The following is an 18,644-nucleotide window of genomic DNA, read 5'->3' on the forward strand; positions in this document are numbered from 1 at the left end:
GTCGCCAGGGAGGCTCACTTGAAAAAATCGCTGATGACGATCCTCGGCGCGGCCCTCGCGCTCGCCGGCTGCGGCAGCCCGACCGGCACAGGCGGCGAAACCGCCCCGCGGCAGGAAATTCGAATCGTCGGCTCCTCGACGCTCTACCCCTTCACCGTGGCGGTCGCGGAGCGATTCGCTCAAGGGAGCGGCGGCTTCCGCGCCCCCATCGTCGAATCGACCGGCACCGGTGCGGGCCTCAACCTGTTCTGCAACGGAGTCGGCGCTCAGCATCCCGACATCGCCGACGCGTCGCGGCGGATCAAGGCGAGCGAGTTCCAGCAGTGTGTCCATAACGGGGTGCGCCAGATCGTCGAGGTCCCCGTCGGAATCGACGGGCTCGCCCTGATCGAATCCTCGCAGCGGCCGACCGGCTTCCGCCTCACCCCGCGCGACATCTACATGGCGCTCGCCGCCAACCCGTTCGGCCGTCCTCAGGCGGCGCACAGCTGGCACGAGGTCAATCCTGCGCTGCCCGACGTCCCGATCCGGGTCTACGGCCCGCCGCCCACCTCCGGCACACGCGACAGCTTCGCCGAGCTGATCCTCGAAAAGGGCTGCGACAGCGATCCGGCGATGGTCGCGCTCAAGTCGGCCGATTCGGACCGCCACAAGCAGGTCTGCACGCATATCCGCGAGGACGGCGCATTCATCGAGGCCGGCGAGAACGACAATCTGCTGATGCAGCGGGTCGCCGAGAATCAGGGCGCGATCGGCGTTCTCGGCTATTCGTTCTTGGAGGAGAATGCGGATCGCGTGCGCGGCATTCCGATCGGCGGAATCGCTCCCACGGCGGAGACGATCCAGAACTTCACCTATCCCGGCGCGCGGCGGCTCTACCTTTACGTGAAGGGGGAGCATTTCGGCGCCGTTCCGGGCCTTCGCGAGTTCCTGGCCGCTTACTCGCAAGCCTGGGGACCGGGCGGCTATCTCGCCCAGCACGGCCTCATCCCGCTGACCGACGCCGAGCGCGCCGCGTCGCTCGCGATCGTGCAAAATCCGACGCCGATCACGGCCGAGGGGCTGCACTAGAGCGGATCGAGCCGGGGCGAACCGGAAGTGACCACGACGACCATAGCGCTGCTGTTGCTGGGCTTCGGGCTTATCGCCTGGCTGGCGGGGCGCGCCAAAGCGCGGGCGTTCCTGGGGCCGGACCGCGCCCGGCCCCATTCGCTGCCAAGCTATCATGGCTGGTATGCGGCCCTGTTCGCGGCCGTCCCGGCGATCGTCTTCCTGGTCGTCTGGGGCCAGGTGTCGGGAGGGCTGATCTATCAGCAGGTGATGGCCAGCCCGCAGGCGACGGCGCTGCCGAGCTTCGCCATGCAGCGCTCGGCGATCCTCGGCGAGGCCTATGCGCTCGCCACCGGCGCAGCGACCGCAGCCTTCAACCCGCAGGCGCGCGCCCTCGCGCCGGTCTACGCGCAGGCGATCTCTTTCTATGCCTGGATCGGCTTGGCTGTCGCGGCCCTGATCGCCTTCGCCGGCGGCGCCTTCGCCTACACCCGCATTTCCCCCGCATTCCGCGCGCGCACGCGCGTCGAGCGAATGGTGATGGGGCTGCTGCTGGGGGCGTCGCTGATCGCGGTTCTGACGACTCTCGGCATCGTCGTCTCGCTCCTGTTCGAAAGCCTGCGATTCTTCGGCTTCGTCTCGCCGCTCGAATTCCTGACGGGCCTCAAGTGGAGCCCGCAAATGGCGATCCGCGCCGATCAGGCCGGATCGTCCGGAGCGTTCGGCGCCATCCCGCTCTTCTGGGGGACGATCTTCATCGGCGCGATCATTGCAATGATCGTCGCCATTCCGCTGGGGCTGATGAGCGCGATCTACCTGACCCAATATGCGAGTCCCCGCCTGCGCGCCTGGATGAAGCCCTTGCTGGAGATCCTCGCCGGAGTGCCGACGGTCGTCTACGGCTATTTCGCGGCGCTGACGGTGGCGCCGGCCATTCGCGACCTCGGCCTCTCCCTCGGCATTCCGGCCTCGAGCGAATCGGCGCTTGCGGCAGGCCTGGTCATGGGCATCATGATCATCCCGTTCGTCTCCTCGATGGCCGACGACAGCCTCGCCGCGGTGCCGCAGGCGATGCGCGACGGCAGCCTGGCGATGGGCGCGACCCGCAGCGAGACGATCAAGAAGGTGCTCGTGCCCGCCGCCTTGCCCGGAGTGGTCGGCGGCGTGCTGCTCGCCGTCAGCCGGGCGATCGGCGAGACGATGATCGTGGTGATGGCGGCGGGGCTCGCCGCAAACCTCACCGCCAACCCCTTCGCCAGCGTAACCACGGTGACGACCCAGATCGTCCAGCTGCTGACCGGGGACCAGGAGTTCGACAGCCCGAAGACGCTCGCCGCCTTCGCCCTCGGCCTCGTCCTGTTCCTGATCACGCTCACGCTCAACATCGTCGCGCTTCGCGTTGTGAAGAAATATCGCGAAGCCTATGAGTGACCCGACCCTCGAAGCGGCGGCCGGCCCGGCGCCGACCGACTGGAGCGGCAGCGCGATCCAGCGGCGAATCCGCCGCCGCTACGCGGCCGAGCGGCGTTTCCGGCTGGCCGGGCTCGCGGCGATCCTCATCTCCGCGGGCTTCCTCGCCTTCCTGCTCGGCAACATGCTGATGAACGGCCTTGGCGGTTTTGTCGAGAATGGCGGCATCGACTGGGGATTCTTCACCGGGGCCGACGCGACCGAACCCGTGCGAGTCGGGATCTGGGGGGCGTTCAAGGGCTCCCTGCTGACGATGATCGTCACGCTTCTGCTCGCCTTCCCGGTCGGCGTGCTTTCGGCGGTCTATCTCGAAGAATATGCGCCCCGGAACCGCTGGACCGACATGATCGAGGTTTCGATCAACAATCTCGCCGCGGTGCCCTCGATCATCTTCGGCCTGCTGGGGCTCGCGGTCTTCCTCAACACCTGGCACCTGCCGCGCTCGGCGCCGCTGGTCGGCGGGCTGACGCTGGCGCTGATGACCATGCCGGTGATCGTCATCGCGGGACGCAACGCGATCAAGGCGGTGCCGCCTTCGATCCGCGACGCGGCGCTCGGCATCGGCGCGAGCCGGATCCAGGTCGTCTTCCACCACGTCTTGCCGCTGGCGCTGCCCGGAATCCTCACCGGCACGATCATCGGCATGGCCCGAGCGCTCGGCGAGACGGCACCGCTTCTGATGATCGGAATGCGCGCGTTCATCGCCGCGCCTCCGGGCGGCTTCGAGCAGCCGGCGACCGCTTTGCCCGTGCAGATCTTTCTCTGGTCGGACGAGGTCAGCCGCGGCTTCGTCGAGAAGACCTCGGCGGCGATCATCGTCCTGCTCGTCTTCCTGCTCGCGATGAACGGCATCGCCATCTATCTTCGCAACAAATTCGAGAAACGCTGGTGAACCATATGACGGACCTTCGCTCCATTGCCGCAGAGGAAGCGGGCCCCGCCGAGGGCGCGGTGAAGATGACCGCGCGCGGCGTTTCCGTCTTCTACGGCGACAAGAAAGCGATCGACGACGTCTCGATCGACGTCGGCCGCGAGCACGTGACGGCGTTTATCGGCCCCTCGGGCTGCGGCAAATCGACCTTTCTTCGCTGCCTCAACCGGATGAACGACACGATTCCCTCGGCGCGGGTCGAGGGGCGGATCGCGCTCGACGGAGAGGACATCTACGCCTCGTCGATGGACGTCGTACAGCTTCGCGCCCGGGTCGGCATGGTGTTCCAGAAGCCGAACCCCTTCCCGAAGTCGATCTACGAGAACGTCGCCTATGGGCCCCGAATCCACGGGCTCGCCTCGGGCAAGAGCGAGATGGACCGGATCGTCGAGCGCTCGCTGCGACGCGCGGGCCTTTGGGAGGAGGTCAAGGACCGCCTGGCGGAGAGCGGTACCGCGCTTTCCGGCGGCCAGCAGCAGCGGCTGTGCATCGCCCGGGCGATCGCCGTCGATCCCGAGGTGATCCTGATGGACGAGCCCTGCTCTGCGCTCGATCCGATCGCCACCGCCAAGATCGAGGAGCTGATCCACGAGCTTCGCGGCCGCTATGCGATCGTGATCGTCACCCACAACATGCAGCAAGCGGCCCGAGTCTCCCAGCGCACCGCCTTCTTCCACCTCGGGAGCCTCGTCGAATATGGCGAGACCTCGGATATCTTCACCAATCCCAGGGCGACCCGCACCAAGGATTACATCACCGGCCGCTACGGCTGAGGAGAACAGGCATGGCGACGATCGGCCACACGATCAAGGCGTTCGACGCGGAGCTCGACACTCTGCGCGGCACGATCTGCGAGATGGGCGGTCTCGCCGAAACCGCGATCCAGGGCGCGATGCAGGCGCTCGTCCGCCGCGACCAGGAGGCGGCGGCAGCCGTCGTGAAGCGCGACAAGAGGATCGACGAGCTGGAGTTCGAGATCGAGCGCCAGGCGGTCCAGATCATCGCCCTGCGCGCGCCGATGGCCGACGACCTGCGCGAGGTCGTCGCCGCGCTCAAGATCGCCGGGATCGTCGAGCGAATTGGCGATTATGCCAAGAACATCGCCAAGCGCGTCCCGAGCATCGAGGACAGCAAGATCAGGCCGCTGTCGCTGCTTCCCGAAATGGCGCGGATCGCCGGCGAGATGCTGCGCGACGTGCTCGACGCCTTCGCCGCGCGCGACGCCGCCAAGGCCGCCATGGTGTGCGAGCGCGACGCCGCGGTGGACGATTTCTACAATTCGATCTTCCGCTCGCTGCTGACTCACATGATGGAGAACCCGCACAACATCACGCCTGCCACCCACCTGCTGTTCGTCGCCAAGAATCTGGAGCGGATCGGCGATCATGCGACCAACGTCGCCGAGATGGTCTATTTCGCGGCCACCGGCGAACATCTCGCCGACCGGCCGAAGGGCGCGGACACGACCGCGATCGGGGCCGACGACCTTGGCAGCTAGAGGCCGGATCCTGCTCGTCGAGGACGACCCGGCGCTGGTCGCGCTGCTGACCTATCATTTCGAGCGCGAGGACTTCGAGATCCGGAGCACGCCGGACGGCGAGGACGCGCTGCTGATCGCCCGCGAAGGGCCGCCCGATCTGGTGATCCTAGACTGGATGCTGGAAGGCCTGTCGGGGATCGAGGTCTGCCGCCGCCTCCGCCGCGGGACGGAGACGGCCAACGTGCCGATCATCATGCTCACGGCGCGTGGCGAGGAGGGCGACCGAATCCGCGGCCTCGAAACCGGCGCCGACGATTATGTGACCAAGCCCTTCTCCCCGCGCGAGCTGGTGGCGCGCGTGCTCGCCGTGCTTCGCCGGGTCCGCCCAGCGCTCGCCGGAGAAACCCTGTCCTACGCGGACATCGAGATGGACCTCGTCGCCCACCGGGTGAAACGCGGTGGCCGCCCCCTCGCGCTCGGGCCCACCGAATTTCGCCTATTGCGCCATTTTCTCGAACATCCGGGCCGCGTCTTCTCGCGCGAGCGGCTGCTCGATTCCGTCTGGGGCCGCGACAGCGACATCGAGCTGCGCACCGTCGACGTCCACATCCGTCGCCTCCGGCAGGCGATCAATGCGGGCGGGATGGCGGACATCATTCGAACGGTCCGGTCGGCCGGATACGCGCTCGACCTCGATCGGCAGGCATGACGTGGAGCAAAGCAACGCGTTGCACGTTTAGCCTCCATCGTCCGCGCGCTGCGCCGCGGTGACACATGACGGGCGCCCAACGGGAGCGCCTAAACAAGGAGGTCCATCATGAAATCAGCTCTGTTCGCCACCGCTCTTCTGTTCGCAGGCGCGGCCACGGCCCAAACCTATTCGACCACGACGACGACCACGACGACGGCGCCGGAGATGGCCACGAGCCAGACCGTCATGCCGAGCAACGCCAATCCCGAGCGCGACGCGCGCGGCATCCCCGTGATCTCCGATCCGGCCACGGCGCCGGCCGGCTTCAACCAGGCGCCCGGCATGAACGGCATGGGCGGCCCGCTGGTCGACGCCTCCTCGCCGCCGGCGACCCAGCCCGCCGACGCCTCCTATCCGGCGTGCAGCCGGACCGTCACCGACAATTGCGTCCAGACCTACGAGCGGGGCCGCAGCCCCACCCGCTAAGGCCTGTCGAGGCAAGGAATTCCCCGGCCTGGCAATCGCCCGGCCGGGGTTTTTTTCGTCTCCGCCTTGCTGTATTGCCTCACCAATACACTTGTGCTAGGCCTCTGCCCACAGGAGGGTGGATCTATGTATAGCGAGAGCGATCTGGAAAATGCCGTCGCGGCGGGGGCGCTGACCCCTGCGCAGGCGGAAAGCTTCCGCGGCTACGTCGCGGCCGGGCGCCATGCGCCGATGGTCGACGAGGAACATTTCCGGCTGCTGACCGGCTTCAACGACGTGTTCGTCGGCATCGCCGCCGCGATCATGCTGATCGCGGTGGGAGCGCTCGGTTATTATGTCGGGCCGCATGTCGGGGACGACGGACCCACGCCCTTCATGGGCCTGTTCGTCGCCGCGACCGCCTGGGGCCTCGCCGAATTCTTCACTCGCCAGCGGCGGATGGCTCTGCCGAGCATCATCCTGCTGCTCGCCTTCGTCGGCGGCGTTTTCGGAACGATCGTGTTCGGCGCGGGCACCGCTCTCGGCGACGCTTATTTCGAAGAAAACGGATCGGCGGTGGCGATCGTCATCTCCCTCGGCGCCGCGGTCGCGGCAGCCGCGGCCTGGATGCACTGGCGGCGGTTCCGGGTCCCGATCACGGTCGCCGTCGGCGCCGCCGCGGTGGTCGCGCTGGTCCTCGGCCTGCTCGCCTCGGGCTACGTCACGCCGGACATGAATGACGCCGACGCCGAGCGGATGAAGAACGTCCTCGAGCCCGTGGCCCTGCTGCTCGGCCTCGGCACGTTCCTCCTCGCGATGCGCTGGGATTCGTCCGATCCGCGCCGCGAGACCCGCCGCTCCGACGTCGCCTTCTGGCTCCACCTGCTGGCGGCTCCGCTGATGGTCCACCCGATCTTCGACCTGCTCGGGCTGACCCAGGGCGCGGCAACGGCTCTCGGGGCGATCGCGGTGGTCGTGCTCTATGTCGGGCTCGGCATGGTGGCGCTGGCGATCGACCGCCGGGCGCTGCTCGTTTCGGCGCTGGCCTATGTGCTGTTCGCGCTGAACCGGCTGTTCGAGACCTACGGCGTCGTCGAGCTCAACTTCGCGCTCACGGCGCTGGTGATCGGATCGTCCCTGCTGTTGCTCTCCGCCTTCTGGGCAAGCGCTCGCCGGGCGGTCGTCAACCCGCTGCCCGAGGGGCTGCGCGCGCGCCTTCCGGTGCTCGACAGGTCCGCCGCGGTGCCGCTGCCTGCCTGAGCCGAGCCGGCCGACTACCTGACCCCTCCGTGGCGACACGGGGGGGGTTTTCTTTGATTTTCAGCCGGATACGACCTTGAGCAGGCGCCGCTCGATCGGCGCGAGGACCGGGCCGAGGTCGCGGCCGCGCTTCAGCACTTGGCCCGCCTCGCCGATCAGCGCCCACATGCCCTGCCGGTCCTGAAGGGCGGGGCGCTTCTCGATCCGGCATTCGGGGCGCTCGGAGCTTCGGCGGAAGGCGCAGAAGGCGGCGGCGCCCGGCTCGAAGGCGATGGCATAGTCCTTCCACTGGCCGGCTGCGACCATCCGGCCGTAAAGGTCGACGATTCGCTTCAATTCGCCGCGGTCGAAACCGACCGTCTCTTCGCGCCCTCCCGAGCCCTGCTGCGGAAACGGGAGGACCGTGCCCATCAGGCGCCGCTCCGGTTGCTGACCTTGCGTCCCTTGGACGCCCTCCCTTCGATGCCGCCCTGCGCGTCGATCAGCTCGGCGAGCCGGGCGCGCAGCTGCTCGACCTCGCACTGGAGGATCTCGAGCTTCTGAGTCGCCGGATCGAGAGTGTCGGTGCACGGCGTGCCGTAGGGCAGGAAGGCTTTCGAGCTCTGCTCCGCCATGACCAGGGTGGAGCGCGCCGGAATGCCGACCATCGTCGCTCCGGGCGGCACGTCCCTGGTCACCACCGCATTGGCGCCGATCCGGGCGCGCGCGCCGACATGGATCGGGCCGAGCACCTGAGCGCCCGAGCCGATGATGACTCCGTCGCCGATGGTCGGGTGGCGCTTGCCCGGCGTCCCGTCGGTCGGGTTGGTGCCGCCGAGCGTGACCTGCTGATAGATGGTGACGTCGTCGCCGACCGTCGCGGTTTCGCCGATCACCACGAAGCCGTGATCGATGAAGAAATTGCGGCCGATCTCGGCGCCCGGATGGATGTCGATCGCGGTCAGCATCCGCGACCAGTGATTGACCAGCCGGGCGAGGAAGAACAGGCCGCCCTTGTAGAGCCAGTGCGCGATGCGGTGGTAGAGCAGCGCCCAGACGCCCGGATAGAGCAGGATTTCCCAGCGGGACCGAGGCGCGGGATCGCGCGCCTTGACCGAGTCCAGATAGGCCAGAAGGGCCGATGCCATGGCCTAGAGATAGTCCGCTTCGGTTAACATTTCCAGAGCGCGCAGCGTGCCCTCAGGCGCGCCGGGTTTCGACCCAGCGGTTCACTTCCTGCTCGAGGATGGTGAGCGGCAAGGCTCCCTTGAGCAGGATCTGGTGGAATTCCTTGAGATCGAAGCGGCTGCCCAGCGCCTGCTGCGCGTTGGCGCGCACCCGGGTCCAAACGGTGTGGCCGACCTTGTAGCTGCACGCCTGCCCGGGAGCGACGCAATAGCGGTCGATCTCGCGCTGCGTGCGCGGTACCGGGAAGCCGGTCGTGCGGACCATGTAGTCGGTCGCCTGGGCTCGGCCCCAGCCCTTGTGGTGGATGCCGGTGTCGACCACGAGCCGCGCGGCGCGGAACAGCAGGGACTGAAGATAGCCGACCGTGCCGAGCGGATTGCCCTCATAGACTCCGAGCTCCTCGGCGAGCTGCTCGGAATAGAGCGCCCAGCCTTCGGTATAGGCGCCGAAGGGCGACAGCTTGAGCAGCATGGGCGTGTCGCGGCTTTCCTGCGCGAGGCTGATCTGGAGATGGTGCCCGGGCAGGCCCTCATGGTGGGTCAGCGTCGGCAGCCCGTATTTCGGCCAGTCGTGCGTGTCCTTGAGGTTGATGTAGTAGAGCGCCGGCCGCGAATGATCGAGCGGAGCGCTGTTGTAATAGCCGTTGGGCGCGCCGTCCTGGATGAATGCGGGGACCCGCACGACCTGGAGCTCGGCCTGCGGCAGGGTGGCGAAGGCGCGCGGCAGCAGCGGGCGGATATGATCGAGCTGGCGGTTCAGATCGGCGAGGAGCGTCGCCCTGCCCTCGTCGGTGTTCGGATAGAGCTGGGCCGGATCGTTGCCGAGCGCGGTCAGGCGGGCGCCGGTGTCTCCGGCTGCGACTCCCTGGCGGTCGAGGATCGTATTGATCCGCCCGCTGATCTCCGCGACCTGGGCGAGGCCGAGCTGGTGCACTTCCTCCGGCGTGAGGTTGGTGGTGGTCGCGGCGCGGACAGCGGCCGCGTAATAGTCCTCCCCGTTCGGCAGGCGGCCGACGCCCGCGGCGTCGGTGGCCCGGCCGCGCAGCTCGGTGACAAGCGCGATCTGCCGGTCGAGCGCCGGGTAGACCTGGCCGGAGACGATCGCCTCGGCCCGGGTGGCATATTCGCCGCCCAGATGGGCCTGGCCCGCCTTGCGCGCCAGCGAGCTGACCAGCACGCTCTCCCCCGCCGGATGATCGCGCAGCGCGCGCAGCTGGGCGAGCGTCGTATCGAGCACGAAGGACGGGGCGAAGACGCCCTTCGCGGCGTCCTGGCGCTGCTTCTCGCTATTCTGGTCGAGGGCGGTGGCGAAGGCCGCGATTCGGGCCAGATAGGCCTCGCCGTCCGCGGCGTTGGCGAGCGGCTGGGCGCGATCGAGAAAGTCGGGGACGCCCTGATAGGCGCCGTCCTGCTGGCTGATCACGTAAGGCGAATAGCCGAAGCCGTTATTGCCGTAGTCGAACCGCTCCAACCCCTCGAGCGCGATGCCGTTGATCGCCCCGAGCGTGTCGTAGTGCAGCCGGCTGCGCTCCGAGAGACCGGCGCGCGGGATCGCATCCATCTCGCCCTTGAAGCGGCGGAAGGCGGCGAGATCGTGCGCGCGCGCGGCCGGCGAATAGTCGCCGAGCTTGCTGCGCAGCCCGGCGCGCGGACCGGTGTCGAGCCCGAGCTGGGTCGCGAACTCCGGATTGTTCTCCATGAAATATGCGAAGATGCGGTCCATCAGCGCCGAGAGCGCCGCATCGGAGGCGCCCGCGGGCGCGGTCGCCGCGCCTTGGGCCAGAAGCCCGGTCGGGAGACCGGCGAGCAATGCGATCGCCGAGGCCGCGCCGGCCGACGCGAGGAAATTTCGTCTATCCATGAGTGCCAATCCCGCCAGGAGTGAGTCGTTTGAGACCCTACCGTTCCAGCCGCGCACCGGCTTGGCAAGGGGCGAGGCGATCAAGGGGGAATCGGAAGCGGCCGCCGGGGTTTGGCCCGATGGTCGCCGCGCCACCACTCCTGACAATGAAGCGATGAGCCGTCCGCCGGCATTGCCCAACGACCTCGCCGCAGTGCGGACGATCCTGGCCGCCGACCGCACGCTGATGGCCTGGATCCGCACGTCGCTGGCGATGCTCGGCTTCGGCTTCGCGATCTACAAGTTCCTCGATGGAATGGTCCTGGAAGGCATTCTCGAGCGGACGCAAAGCCCGCGCCGGGTCGCGCTCGTCCTCTGCGCGATGGGAATCGCGTCCATCCTGTTCGGCACAATCAGTTATTGGATGACGTTGCGCGACGTCAGCCGCGTGGAGCCCTTCCGGCTCATCCGGCTCGTTCTGATCATGGCCCTGATAATGTCGGCGGCGAGCCTTCTGATCTTCGCCGGAATCCTTGAGCGGCTCGTCTGACGGCATCCGGGCGGCAGCATGCCCCTCTCAGGTCTATTCCCGAGTGTGCCCTAGGGATTCGGCTGATAGCCCGACTCGGTGAGAATAGGGGAAGGCAAGATGCACGGAGTGATCATCAGGCTGTTCGGCACCGCCGCGTTCGGGGTCGCGATCTTCGCCGCTTCGCCGGCCGGCGCGCAGGCGCTCCAGGACCGGTTCTGGCTCCAGGCCTCGGCTTATTATCCGAAAATCGATACCGATGTGAGGCTCGCCCCGGCGTCGAATCCGGACGGCGGCACCGAGATCGACCTCGAAGGCGATTTCGGGCTCGACGACCGCGAGATCCTGCCCGCGATCAACGCCGGCGCCCGGATCGGGGGCCGTTTCTCGATCATCGCCGATTATTACCGGCTGGATCGCAATACGACGGCCACGATCAACCGCGCGATCACCGTCGAGAATGTGACTTATCCGGTCAACGCGTCGGTCACCGCGGGCTTCGGCTCGGACGTCTATCGGTTGAGCATCGGCTACGCCTTCCTCAGGCGCGACAATGCGGAGCTCGGCGCCTCGATCGGGCTTCACGCGACCGATTTCTCGATCAGCCTTCAGGGCCAGGGCACGGTCGGGACGGCGCCGATATCGAACCAGGTCCGCCGCCACGACTTCCTCGCGCCGATGCCGACGATCGGGCTATTCGGCACTTGGGAGATCGCGCCGCGGCTGACGCTCGGGGGACGGATCGACTGGCTGTCGCTCGGGCTCGGCGACTATGACGGGCGGCTGTTCAACACCCAGGCGAGCCTGTCCTACCGCTTCGCCCGCAATTTCGGCGCCGGTATCATGTTCCGCTACGTCGATTATCGCGTAGACGTGGAGAAGCCGAACTATAATGGCCGCTTCACTTACTCCTTCGCCGGGCCTGCGGCTTTCATCGAGGTAGGATTTTGACCGCCGCCCATGTTGCGGCGCAATAACATCGTCTCATTCGATCACACTCAGCGCTTTTAATCGTTTCAGCGGCTGACGCGGCGCGCCTAAGCCTTGCGGCGCACAGCCGTAGCGATCGGAGAGACCAGATGGACGTAAGGACCGGAAGCCCGCTCAGCGACCCTTCGAAGGAGCCGGCAGCGCTCCGCTCCCTCCTCGGCCGCACCAACCGCGACTGGTGGCCCAACCAGCTCAGCCTCGAAATCCTGCCCCGCCACGGCCAGAGCGGCGACCCCTATGGCGACGATTTCGATTATGCCGAGGCATTCAAGGCGCTCGACTACGACGCGGTGAAGCGCGACCTGACGGCACTGATGACGGACAGCCAGCCCTGGTGGCCGGCCGATTACGGCCATTACGGCCCCTTCTTCATCCGCATGGCTTGGCACGCGGCGGGCACCTACCGCACCGGCGACGGGCGCGGCGGCGCCAATTCCGGGCAGCAGCGCTTCGCCCCGCTCAACAGCTGGCCGGACAATGCCAATCTCGACAAGGCGCGGCGCCTGCTCTGGCCGATCAAGCAGAAATACGGCCGCAACCTGAGCTGGGCGGACCTGCTGGTCCTGGCCGGCAACGTGGCGATCGAATCGATGGGCGGCCCCGTGTTCGGCTTCGGCGGCGGCCGCGCCGACGTCTACGAGCCCGAGCACGATGTCTATTGGGGCACCGAGGAGAATTGGGTCGGCAAGGGCGCCAAGACGCGAATTGTCGAAGGCAAGGCGTTCGAGGACCCGCTCGCCGCCGTGCAGATGGGCCTCATCTACGTCAATCCGGAAGGCCCCGACGGCAACCCCGACCCGCTCCAGTCGGCGCGCGACATCCGCATGACCTTCGCCCGAATGGCGATGAACGACGAGGAGACGGTCGCGCTCACCGCCGGCGGCCACACGTTCGGCAAGTGCCACGGCGCCGGAGACGCGTCGAAGGTGGGCGCCGAGCCGGAAGGCGCCGACATCGCCCAGCAGGGCCTGGGCTGGCAGAGCGGCCACGAGAGCGGCATGGGCGATCACACCATCACCAGCGGCCTCGAAGGGCCGTGGACGCCGACGCCCAAGCGGTGGAACACCGAGAACGGCTATTTCCACATGCTGCTGGATTACGAATATGAGTTGGTGAGAAGCCCCGCCGGCGCCCAGCAATGGCAGCCCGTCAATCAGAAGCCGGAAGACATGGCGCCGGGCGCGCACAGCCCCGACCGGCGCGTGCCGACGATGATGACCACCGCCGACATGGCGTTCAAGGCCGACCCGGAATATCGCAAGATCTCCGAGCGCTTTCGCCAGGACCCGGCCGCCTTTGCCGACGCCTTCGCCCGCGCATGGTTCAAGCTCACCCACCGCGACATGGGGCCGAAGGTTCGATACCTCGGACCGGAGGTGCCGGCCGAGGATCTGATCTGGCAGGACCCGGTGCCCGCCGGGACTGCCCCGAGCGACAGCGAGGTCGCCGAGCTCAAGGCGAAAATCCTGGATAGCGGTCTGACCATCAGCGAGTTGGTCAAGGCGGCTTGGGCTTCGGCCGGCACCTATCGCAAGTCGGACCATCGCGGCGGCGCCAACGGCGCGCGCATCCGCTTCGCTCCGCAGACCGATTGGGAGGTCAACGATCCGCCCGAGCTGCGCAAGGTGCTGGCCAAGCTCCACGAATTGCGCGGCAGCGTCTCGCTCGCCGACGCCATCGTCCTCGGCGGCACCGCGGCGGTCGAGAAGGCGGCTCGGGATGCGGGCCACAACGTCAGCGTGCCCTTCACCGGCGGGCGCGGCGACGCCTCCGAAGCGCAGACCGACGCCGAGAGCTTCGAGCCGCTCGAGCCCAAGGCCGACGGTTTCCGCAACTATCTCCAGGTCCGCTACAACGTGCCCACGGAAGAGCTGCTGATCGACCGCGCCCAATTGCTCGGCCTCTCGGCGGTGGAGATGACCGTGCTGGTCGGCGGCCTTCGAGTCCTCGGCGCCAACCAAAGCGGATCGAAGCACGGGGTGCTCACCGACCGCCCGGGCACGCTCACCAACGACTTCTTCGTCAACCTGCTCGACATGGCGACGGCGTGGAAGCAGGTCGACGACAGCAGCGACGAGACCTTCGTCGGTTCCGACCGGGCCAGCGGCGAGCAAAGGTGGACGGCGACGCGCACGGACCTCGTATTCGGTTCGAACGCGCAGCTCCGCGCGCTGGCGGAAGTCTATGCGGCGGCCGACGCCGGCGAGAAATTCGTCCGCGATTTCGTGGCCGCCTGGACCAAGGTCATGAACGCGGACCGCTTCGACCTGAAGGGATGAAGCGCGCCGAGATCGAGGCGCTCGACGCGTCGCGGACCTGGTGGGTGCCGAGCGTTCGGGCGCCCGAGCGCGACTGGGCGGGCGCGCCCGGCTGCCGCCGCGGCGCGCGTTTCCTGATCGACGAGGACAGCCGCCGCCCGGCGCGCGACAATTATCCTTGCTTCGAAAGCCGGGCGCTCTGCCTCGAATGGATCATGGCCAACCGCGCCGAGCTGGCCCGGACCGCGCCCGATGCCGCCGTCGCGCCCGCCGACCTCGCGCGCTGGCTGCTCGGGCTGTCCTGACCTTGCGCGCGGCCGCGCCTTCGCTCATTCTCGCCCGATGACCGATCTAGACGCCTTCATCGCCGGCCTGCCGAAAGCCGAGCTGCACATGCACATCGAGGGAAGCCTCGAACCCGAATTGATGTTCGCGCTTGCCGAACGCAACGGGATCGAGATCCCGTTCGCCAGCGTCGAGGACCTGCGCGCGGCCTACAGCTTCTCGAACCTGCAGGACTTCCTCGACATCTACTATCAGGGCGCCGACGTGCTTCGCACGGAAGAGGATTTCCGCGATCTCGCCGCCGCCTATTTCCAGCGCGCGGCGGCCGACAACGTGCGCCACGCCGAGATTTTCTTCGACCCCCAGACGCATACCGCGCGCGGAATTCCCTTCGACACCGTCGTGCGCGGGCTGCTGGCCGGAATGGCCGATGCGGAGGCGCGGCACGGCATCACCTCCAGGCTCATCCTCTGCTTCCTGAGGCATCTCGACGAGGCCGACGCCTTCGTCACGCTGGAGCAGGCCAGGCCCTGGCTCGGCCGGATCGCGGCGGTCGGCCTCGATTCATCGGAGCTCGGCCATCCGCCGGAGAAGTTCGCGCGAGTCTTCGCCGCCGCCGCCGCGCTGGGCCTCAGGCGGGTCGCCCATGCCGGGGAGGAAGGGCCGCCGGACTATGTGCTTCAGGCGCTGGACGTGCTGGAGATCGACCGGCTCGACCACGGCAATCGAAGCCTCGAGGACGAGGCGCTCGTCGAGCGCCTCGCGGGCGAGCAAATGACGTTGACCGTCTGCCCGCTGTCGAACGTCAAATTGTGCAACGTCGCCTCGATCGACGCCCATCCGATCGACCGGATGCTCGCGCTCGGCCTTCGGGCGACGATCAACTCCGACGACCCTGCCTATTTCGGCGGCTACGTGAACGACAATTATCGCGCCGTCGCGCACGCGCGCGGGCTGACTCGGGACGACCTCGCCACCCTCGCGCGCAACTCCTTCCTCGGCGCCTTTCTGGACGAAGAGTCGAAGGCGGCGCATATTGCCCGTCTCGACGCCTATGTCGCCGCGGCCTGAGGGAAAGCGGAGATGCGCCTGACCTACGCCATCAAATATGTCGCCGACATGGATAAGGCGGTCGCCTTTCATCGCGACATTCTCGGCCTGACGCTCAAATTCGCCTCGCCCTTCTGGAGCGAGTTCGACACCGGAGCGACGACGCTGGCGCTTCACGCGGCTTCGGCCGAGCACCCCGCCGGCGGCGTCCAGCTCGGCTTCGGCACCGACGACCTTGCCGGCTTCTACGCCACGCACGAGGCGAACGGAGTCACTTTCACCCAGGAGCCGACGCCGATGCACGGCCACACCATCGCCCGCTTCCTCGACTGCGAGGGTGCCGAGACCAGCATCGGCGGGTGATTGTCCTAGAGCGCGGCGTGAACCGTCGCCGCGGCCTTCATTACCGCGGCGATGCGCGCGGCGGACTGGATCGTCTCGGCCTTGACGTTGTGCTGGGTGAGCACGCGCTCGTGCGCGTCGATGCACATGCCGCAGCCGTTCTGCGCGCTGACCGCCAGGCTGAACAGCTCGAAGTCGGCCTTGTCGATGCCCGGCGCGCCGATCACGTTCATGCGCAGCTTCGCCGGAAGGGTCTGGTAGACCGGGTTCGAGGCGAGGTGGAGAAAGCGGTAGTAGACGTTGTTCATCGCCATCACCGCCGCCGCGGCGCGCGCGGCGTTGGCATAAGCCTCGTCGAGCTTGCCCGCGATCTCGGCCTCGGTCGCGTCGATCAGCGGCTTGTAACCCGTGCCGTGAGCGCAGGCGAGGAGCAGGCCGTATTTGCGATCGTCGCCGAGAATCTGGTCGGAGAGCAGCGAGCCGACGTTGAGCCGGATGTCCTTCGCATAGTCCGGAAGCGTGTCGGCGAATTCCTTCAAAGCCATTGCGATCGTCCTTGTTCGTGAATGAAAAAGGGGCGCGGCGCCTTCAGGGCTGCCGCGCCCCTTCCGAGGTGTCAGGCGGTTCGGGGGCTTAGGGGGGTTAAGCCGCGGGCCTGAGCACCTCCTCGCCGGCCGACCAGTTGCAGGGGCACAACTCGTCGGTCTGCAGCGCATCGAGAACGCGCAGAGTCTCGGCCGGATTGCGGCCGACATTGAGGCCGTTGACCGTGACATGCTGAATGATGTTGTCGGGATCGACGATGAACGTGGCGCGGAAAGCGACATGCTCGTTCCTGTCGAGGATGCCGAGAGCCTCGGCCAGCTTCGCGCCATTGTCGGCGATCCACGGGAAATCGGCAGCGGCCAGTTGCTCGTCCGACCGGCGCCAGGCGAAGTGGACGTGGGCGGTATCGGTCGAGGCGCCGATCAGCACCGCGTCGCGGTCGGCGAAGTCACGCGCGAGCTCGCCATAGCCGACGATCTCCGTCGGGCAGACGAAGGTGAAGTCCTTCGGCCAGTAGAACAGGATCTTCCACTTGCCGTTCGTCTCGGCGAGATCGATCGTCTCTCCCGAGGGAAGAGCGGACGTGCCCTGCTGGACCGGAAGAGTGAGGTCGGGAAGCTTGTCGCCAACGGTAAGCATGGAACGCATTTCTCCTGTTTTGTGCGCTGCGGTAAAAGCCTTGTGCAGCGCATATAGGGGCTGGCACTTATCGTTCCAATAGATTAAATCGCTGTCTTTGATCGAGTAAGGCGATGAGCACCTATCTACCCACTCTGAAGCAGCTCCAGTATCTGGTCGCGCTGCGCGACCACGGCCATTTCGGCCGCGCCGCGGAGGCGTGCTTCGTCACCCAATCGACCCTTTCGGCCGGAATCAAGGAGCTCGAGTCGCTGATCGGCGTGATGCTCGTCGAGCGGACGCGGCGCGTGGTGCGCTTCACCCCGCTCGGCATCCGGGTGGCGGAAAAGGCGCAGCGGATCCTGCGCGAGACCGAGGATCTGGCGGACATGGTGCGCGCGGCCGGCGAGCCGCTCGCCGGCGAGCTCCGGATGGGCGTGATCCCGACCATCGCTCCGTTCCTGCTTCCGACCTTGCTTCCGCGACTGCGCGATCAATGGCCGGACCTCAAGCTCTACCTGCGCGAGGAGACCAGCCAGGCGGCCTGCGACGCGCTCCAGCGCGGCCAGCTCGATTGCGTGCTCCTCGCCCTCCCCTTCGCCTGCGGCGAGGTCGAGCGGGCTGAGTTGTTCGAGGACCGTTTCCTGATCGCCTTTCCGCCCGGCGCGGCCGATGGCTTGCCCGACGCGGTGCCGGCCTCGGCGATCGACGAGACCAAGCTGCTGCTGCTCGAGGACGGCCACTGCCTCAAGGACCATGCGCTTTCCGCCTGCAACCGGCCGGAGATGCGCGCCGAGGCGGCCATTCTCGGCACCTCGCTGCATACTTTGGTGCAGATGGTCGACAACGGCCTCGGCACGACGCTCGTCCCCCAAATGGCCGTCACCGCGGGCATTCTCGAGGGCACCCGGATCGTCGCCCGCCGCCTCGACGCCGACCACCCGTCCCGCCGCATAGCCCTCGTCTGGCGCAAGGGCAGCCCGCGCGAGAAGGAGTTTCGCCTGCTGGCCGACGCATTGAAGGCGGCGGCCTAGCTTATCCCCCCTCCCCCATGAAGCTGCGCTTCACAGGGAGGAAATCTAGTCCATGTGCTTCAGCCCGACCCTCAGATAGTCCCAGCCGGTGACCAGGGTCAGGGCGGCCGCGGCCCAGAGGCTGATCAGGCCGACGAGATGGACCCACGGCCATTGCGGCAGCGCGCCCGAGAGGATCAGCGCACCGAGCGACACCAGCTGGAAGGTCGTCTTCCACTTGGCGAGCTGGCTGACCGGCACCGAGACGCGAAGGGTGGCGAGGAACTCGCGCAGGCCCGAGACGATGATTTCCCGCAAGAGGATGACGAGCGCGGGAATGAGGTGCCATTCGGCGATGACCGGAGTCCCGTCGAGCGGCGGCCGGGCCACGAGGAGGACGATCACCGAGGCGACCATGATCTTGTCCGCGATCGGATCGAGAAACTGGCCGAGCCGCGACACCGTCCCCTGGGCGCGGGCGAGGTAGCCGTCGAGATAATCGGTGATTCCGACCAGGCAGTAGAGCACGAAGGTCACCGCATAATCCCACCCGCCCGGTCTCCACAGCAGGAAGACGAGGATGGGCACGGCGAGGATGCGCGAGAGCGTCAGCAGGTTGGGCAGCGTCAACATGCAAGGCCGGCCTTAGCCCCAATAGGG

The 18,644-nt window shown here is 67.4% G+C and carries 21 protein-coding genes; 15 read left to right on the forward strand and 6 right to left on the reverse strand.

Translation table 11 applies throughout. The annotated features are described in order from the left end of the window. Window positions 1–33: 33 nt before the first annotated feature. From E6G92_06400 to E6G92_06435, 8 genes are all read left to right on the forward strand, one after another. Window positions 34–1,071, forward strand: coding sequence for a phosphate ABC transporter substrate-binding protein (locus E6G92_06400; GenBank protein TMJ20738.1), 1,038 nt, complete (start codon window positions 34–36; stop codon window positions 1,069–1,071). Window positions 1,072–1,098: 27 nt separating this feature from the next. Further along, a complete protein-coding gene (gene pstC / locus E6G92_06405) occupies window positions 1,099–2,481 on the forward strand; it encodes a phosphate ABC transporter permease subunit PstC (protein ID TMJ19410.1) in 1,383 nt (460 codons plus the stop codon). Continuing rightward, window positions 2,474–3,412: a phosphate ABC transporter permease PstA gene (pstA, locus tag E6G92_06410; protein ID TMJ19411.1), complete on the forward strand. Its 939-nt coding sequence runs from the start codon at window positions 2,474–2,476 to the stop codon at window positions 3,410–3,412. The genes pstC and pstA overlap by 8 nt, the downstream gene beginning before the upstream one ends. A 5-nt stretch (window positions 3,413–3,417) precedes the next feature. Continuing rightward, a complete protein-coding gene (locus E6G92_06415) occupies window positions 3,418–4,224 on the forward strand; it encodes a phosphate ABC transporter ATP-binding protein (GenBank protein ID TMJ19412.1) in 807 nt (268 codons plus the stop codon). Between the two features lie 11 nt (window positions 4,225–4,235). Continuing rightward, window positions 4,236–4,949, forward strand: coding sequence for a phosphate signaling complex protein PhoU (gene phoU, locus E6G92_06420; protein ID TMJ19413.1), 714 nt, complete (start codon window positions 4,236–4,238; stop codon window positions 4,947–4,949). Further along, the gene (gene phoB / locus E6G92_06425) at window positions 4,837–5,640 is read left to right on the forward strand and encodes a phosphate regulon transcriptional regulatory protein PhoB (protein ID TMJ19414.1); all 804 of its coding nucleotides are present in this window, start codon (window positions 4,837–4,839) and stop codon (window positions 5,638–5,640) included. The genes phoU and phoB overlap by 113 nt, the downstream gene beginning before the upstream one ends. Window positions 5,641–5,748: 108 nt before the next feature. Then, window positions 5,749–6,108 carry a hypothetical protein gene (locus E6G92_06430; protein ID TMJ19415.1) on the forward strand — a complete coding sequence of 120 codons (360 nt, stop codon included), beginning with the start codon at window positions 5,749–5,751 and terminating at the stop codon, window positions 6,106–6,108. A 126-nt stretch (window positions 6,109–6,234) separates the two neighbouring features. Further along, complete coding sequence (locus tag E6G92_06435) at window positions 6,235–7,347, forward strand: hypothetical protein (GenBank protein TMJ19416.1); 1,113 nt, start codon at window positions 6,235–6,237, stop codon at window positions 7,345–7,347. Between the two features lie 60 nt (window positions 7,348–7,407). On the opposite strand, the gene E6G92_06440 is transcribed toward E6G92_06435, so the two are convergent. Genes E6G92_06440 through E6G92_06450 form a run of 3 tightly spaced genes read right to left on the reverse strand, consistent with a single transcriptional unit; the run spans window position 7,408 to window position 10,374 of the window. Further along, a complete protein-coding gene (locus E6G92_06440) occupies window positions 7,408–7,758 on the reverse strand; it encodes a DUF2794 domain-containing protein (GenBank protein ID TMJ19417.1) in 351 nt (116 codons plus the stop codon). Then, entirely contained in the window at window positions 7,758–8,474 is a 717-nt protein-coding gene (gene cysE, locus E6G92_06445; GenBank protein TMJ19418.1) for a serine O-acetyltransferase, read from the reverse strand. The genes E6G92_06440 and cysE overlap by 1 nt, the downstream gene beginning before the upstream one ends. Before the next feature lie 52 nt (window positions 8,475–8,526). After that, a complete protein-coding gene (locus tag E6G92_06450) occupies window positions 8,527–10,374 on the reverse strand; it encodes a DUF885 family protein (GenBank protein ID TMJ19419.1) in 1,848 nt (615 codons plus the stop codon). A gap of 154 nt (window positions 10,375–10,528) precedes the next feature. On the opposite strand from E6G92_06450, the gene E6G92_06455 reads away from it, so the two are divergent. The 6 genes from E6G92_06455 to E6G92_06480 all read left to right on the forward strand — a co-directional run bounded on the left by E6G92_06455 (window position 10,529) and on the right by E6G92_06480 (window position 15,828). Next, entirely contained in the window at window positions 10,529–10,903 is a 375-nt protein-coding gene (locus E6G92_06455) for a DUF202 domain-containing protein (protein TMJ20739.1), read from the forward strand. 99 nt (window positions 10,904–11,002) lie between these two features. Continuing rightward, window positions 11,003–11,833 carry a hypothetical protein gene (locus E6G92_06460; protein TMJ19420.1) on the forward strand — a complete coding sequence of 277 codons (831 nt, stop codon included), beginning with the start codon at window positions 11,003–11,005 and terminating at the stop codon, window positions 11,831–11,833. Between the two features lie 128 nt (window positions 11,834–11,961). Then, window positions 11,962–14,151 (forward strand): catalase/peroxidase HPI, encoded by a 2,190-nt coding sequence (gene katG, locus E6G92_06465; GenBank protein ID TMJ19421.1) that lies wholly within the window; start codon window positions 11,962–11,964, stop codon window positions 14,149–14,151. Then, a complete protein-coding gene (locus E6G92_06470) occupies window positions 14,148–14,435 on the forward strand; it encodes a hypothetical protein (GenBank protein ID TMJ19422.1) in 288 nt (95 codons plus the stop codon). Before katG ends, E6G92_06470 begins: the two co-directional genes overlap by 4 nt. Before the next feature lie 37 nt (window positions 14,436–14,472). Beyond that, a complete protein-coding gene (locus E6G92_06475; GenBank protein ID TMJ19423.1) occupies window positions 14,473–15,486 on the forward strand; it encodes an adenosine deaminase in 1,014 nt (337 codons plus the stop codon). A 12-nt stretch (window positions 15,487–15,498) separates the two neighbouring features. Then, the gene (locus E6G92_06480) at window positions 15,499–15,828 is read left to right on the forward strand and encodes a hypothetical protein (GenBank protein TMJ19424.1); all 330 of its coding nucleotides are present in this window, start codon (window positions 15,499–15,501) and stop codon (window positions 15,826–15,828) included. Window positions 15,829–15,833: 5 nt separating this feature from the next. Here E6G92_06480 and E6G92_06485 read toward each other — a convergent pair whose 3' ends face one another. Both E6G92_06485 and E6G92_06490 read right to left on the reverse strand, forming a co-directional pair. Continuing rightward, entirely contained in the window at window positions 15,834–16,352 is a 519-nt protein-coding gene (locus tag E6G92_06485; GenBank protein TMJ19425.1) for an alkyl hydroperoxide reductase, read from the reverse strand. Between the two features lie 97 nt (window positions 16,353–16,449). Continuing rightward, entirely contained in the window at window positions 16,450–16,992 is a 543-nt protein-coding gene (locus tag E6G92_06490) for a peroxiredoxin (GenBank protein TMJ20740.1), read from the reverse strand. 113 nt (window positions 16,993–17,105) lie between these two features. On the opposite strand from E6G92_06490, the gene E6G92_06495 reads away from it, so the two are divergent. Then, the gene (locus E6G92_06495) at window positions 17,106–18,005 is read left to right on the forward strand and encodes a hydrogen peroxide-inducible genes activator (GenBank protein ID TMJ19426.1); all 900 of its coding nucleotides are present in this window, start codon (window positions 17,106–17,108) and stop codon (window positions 18,003–18,005) included. Between the two features lie 45 nt (window positions 18,006–18,050). Here the strand turns inward: E6G92_06495 and pgsA are convergent, their stop codons facing one another. Beyond that, a complete protein-coding gene (pgsA, locus tag E6G92_06500) occupies window positions 18,051–18,617 on the reverse strand; it encodes a CDP-diacylglycerol--glycerol-3-phosphate 3-phosphatidyltransferase (GenBank protein TMJ19427.1) in 567 nt (188 codons plus the stop codon). Between the last annotated feature and the right edge of the window lie 27 nt (window positions 18,618–18,644).

The sequence above is a fragment of the Alphaproteobacteria bacterium genome, from assembly GCA_005883305.1.
GTDB lineage: Bacteria > Pseudomonadota > Alphaproteobacteria > Sphingomonadales > Sphingomonadaceae > Allosphingosinicella.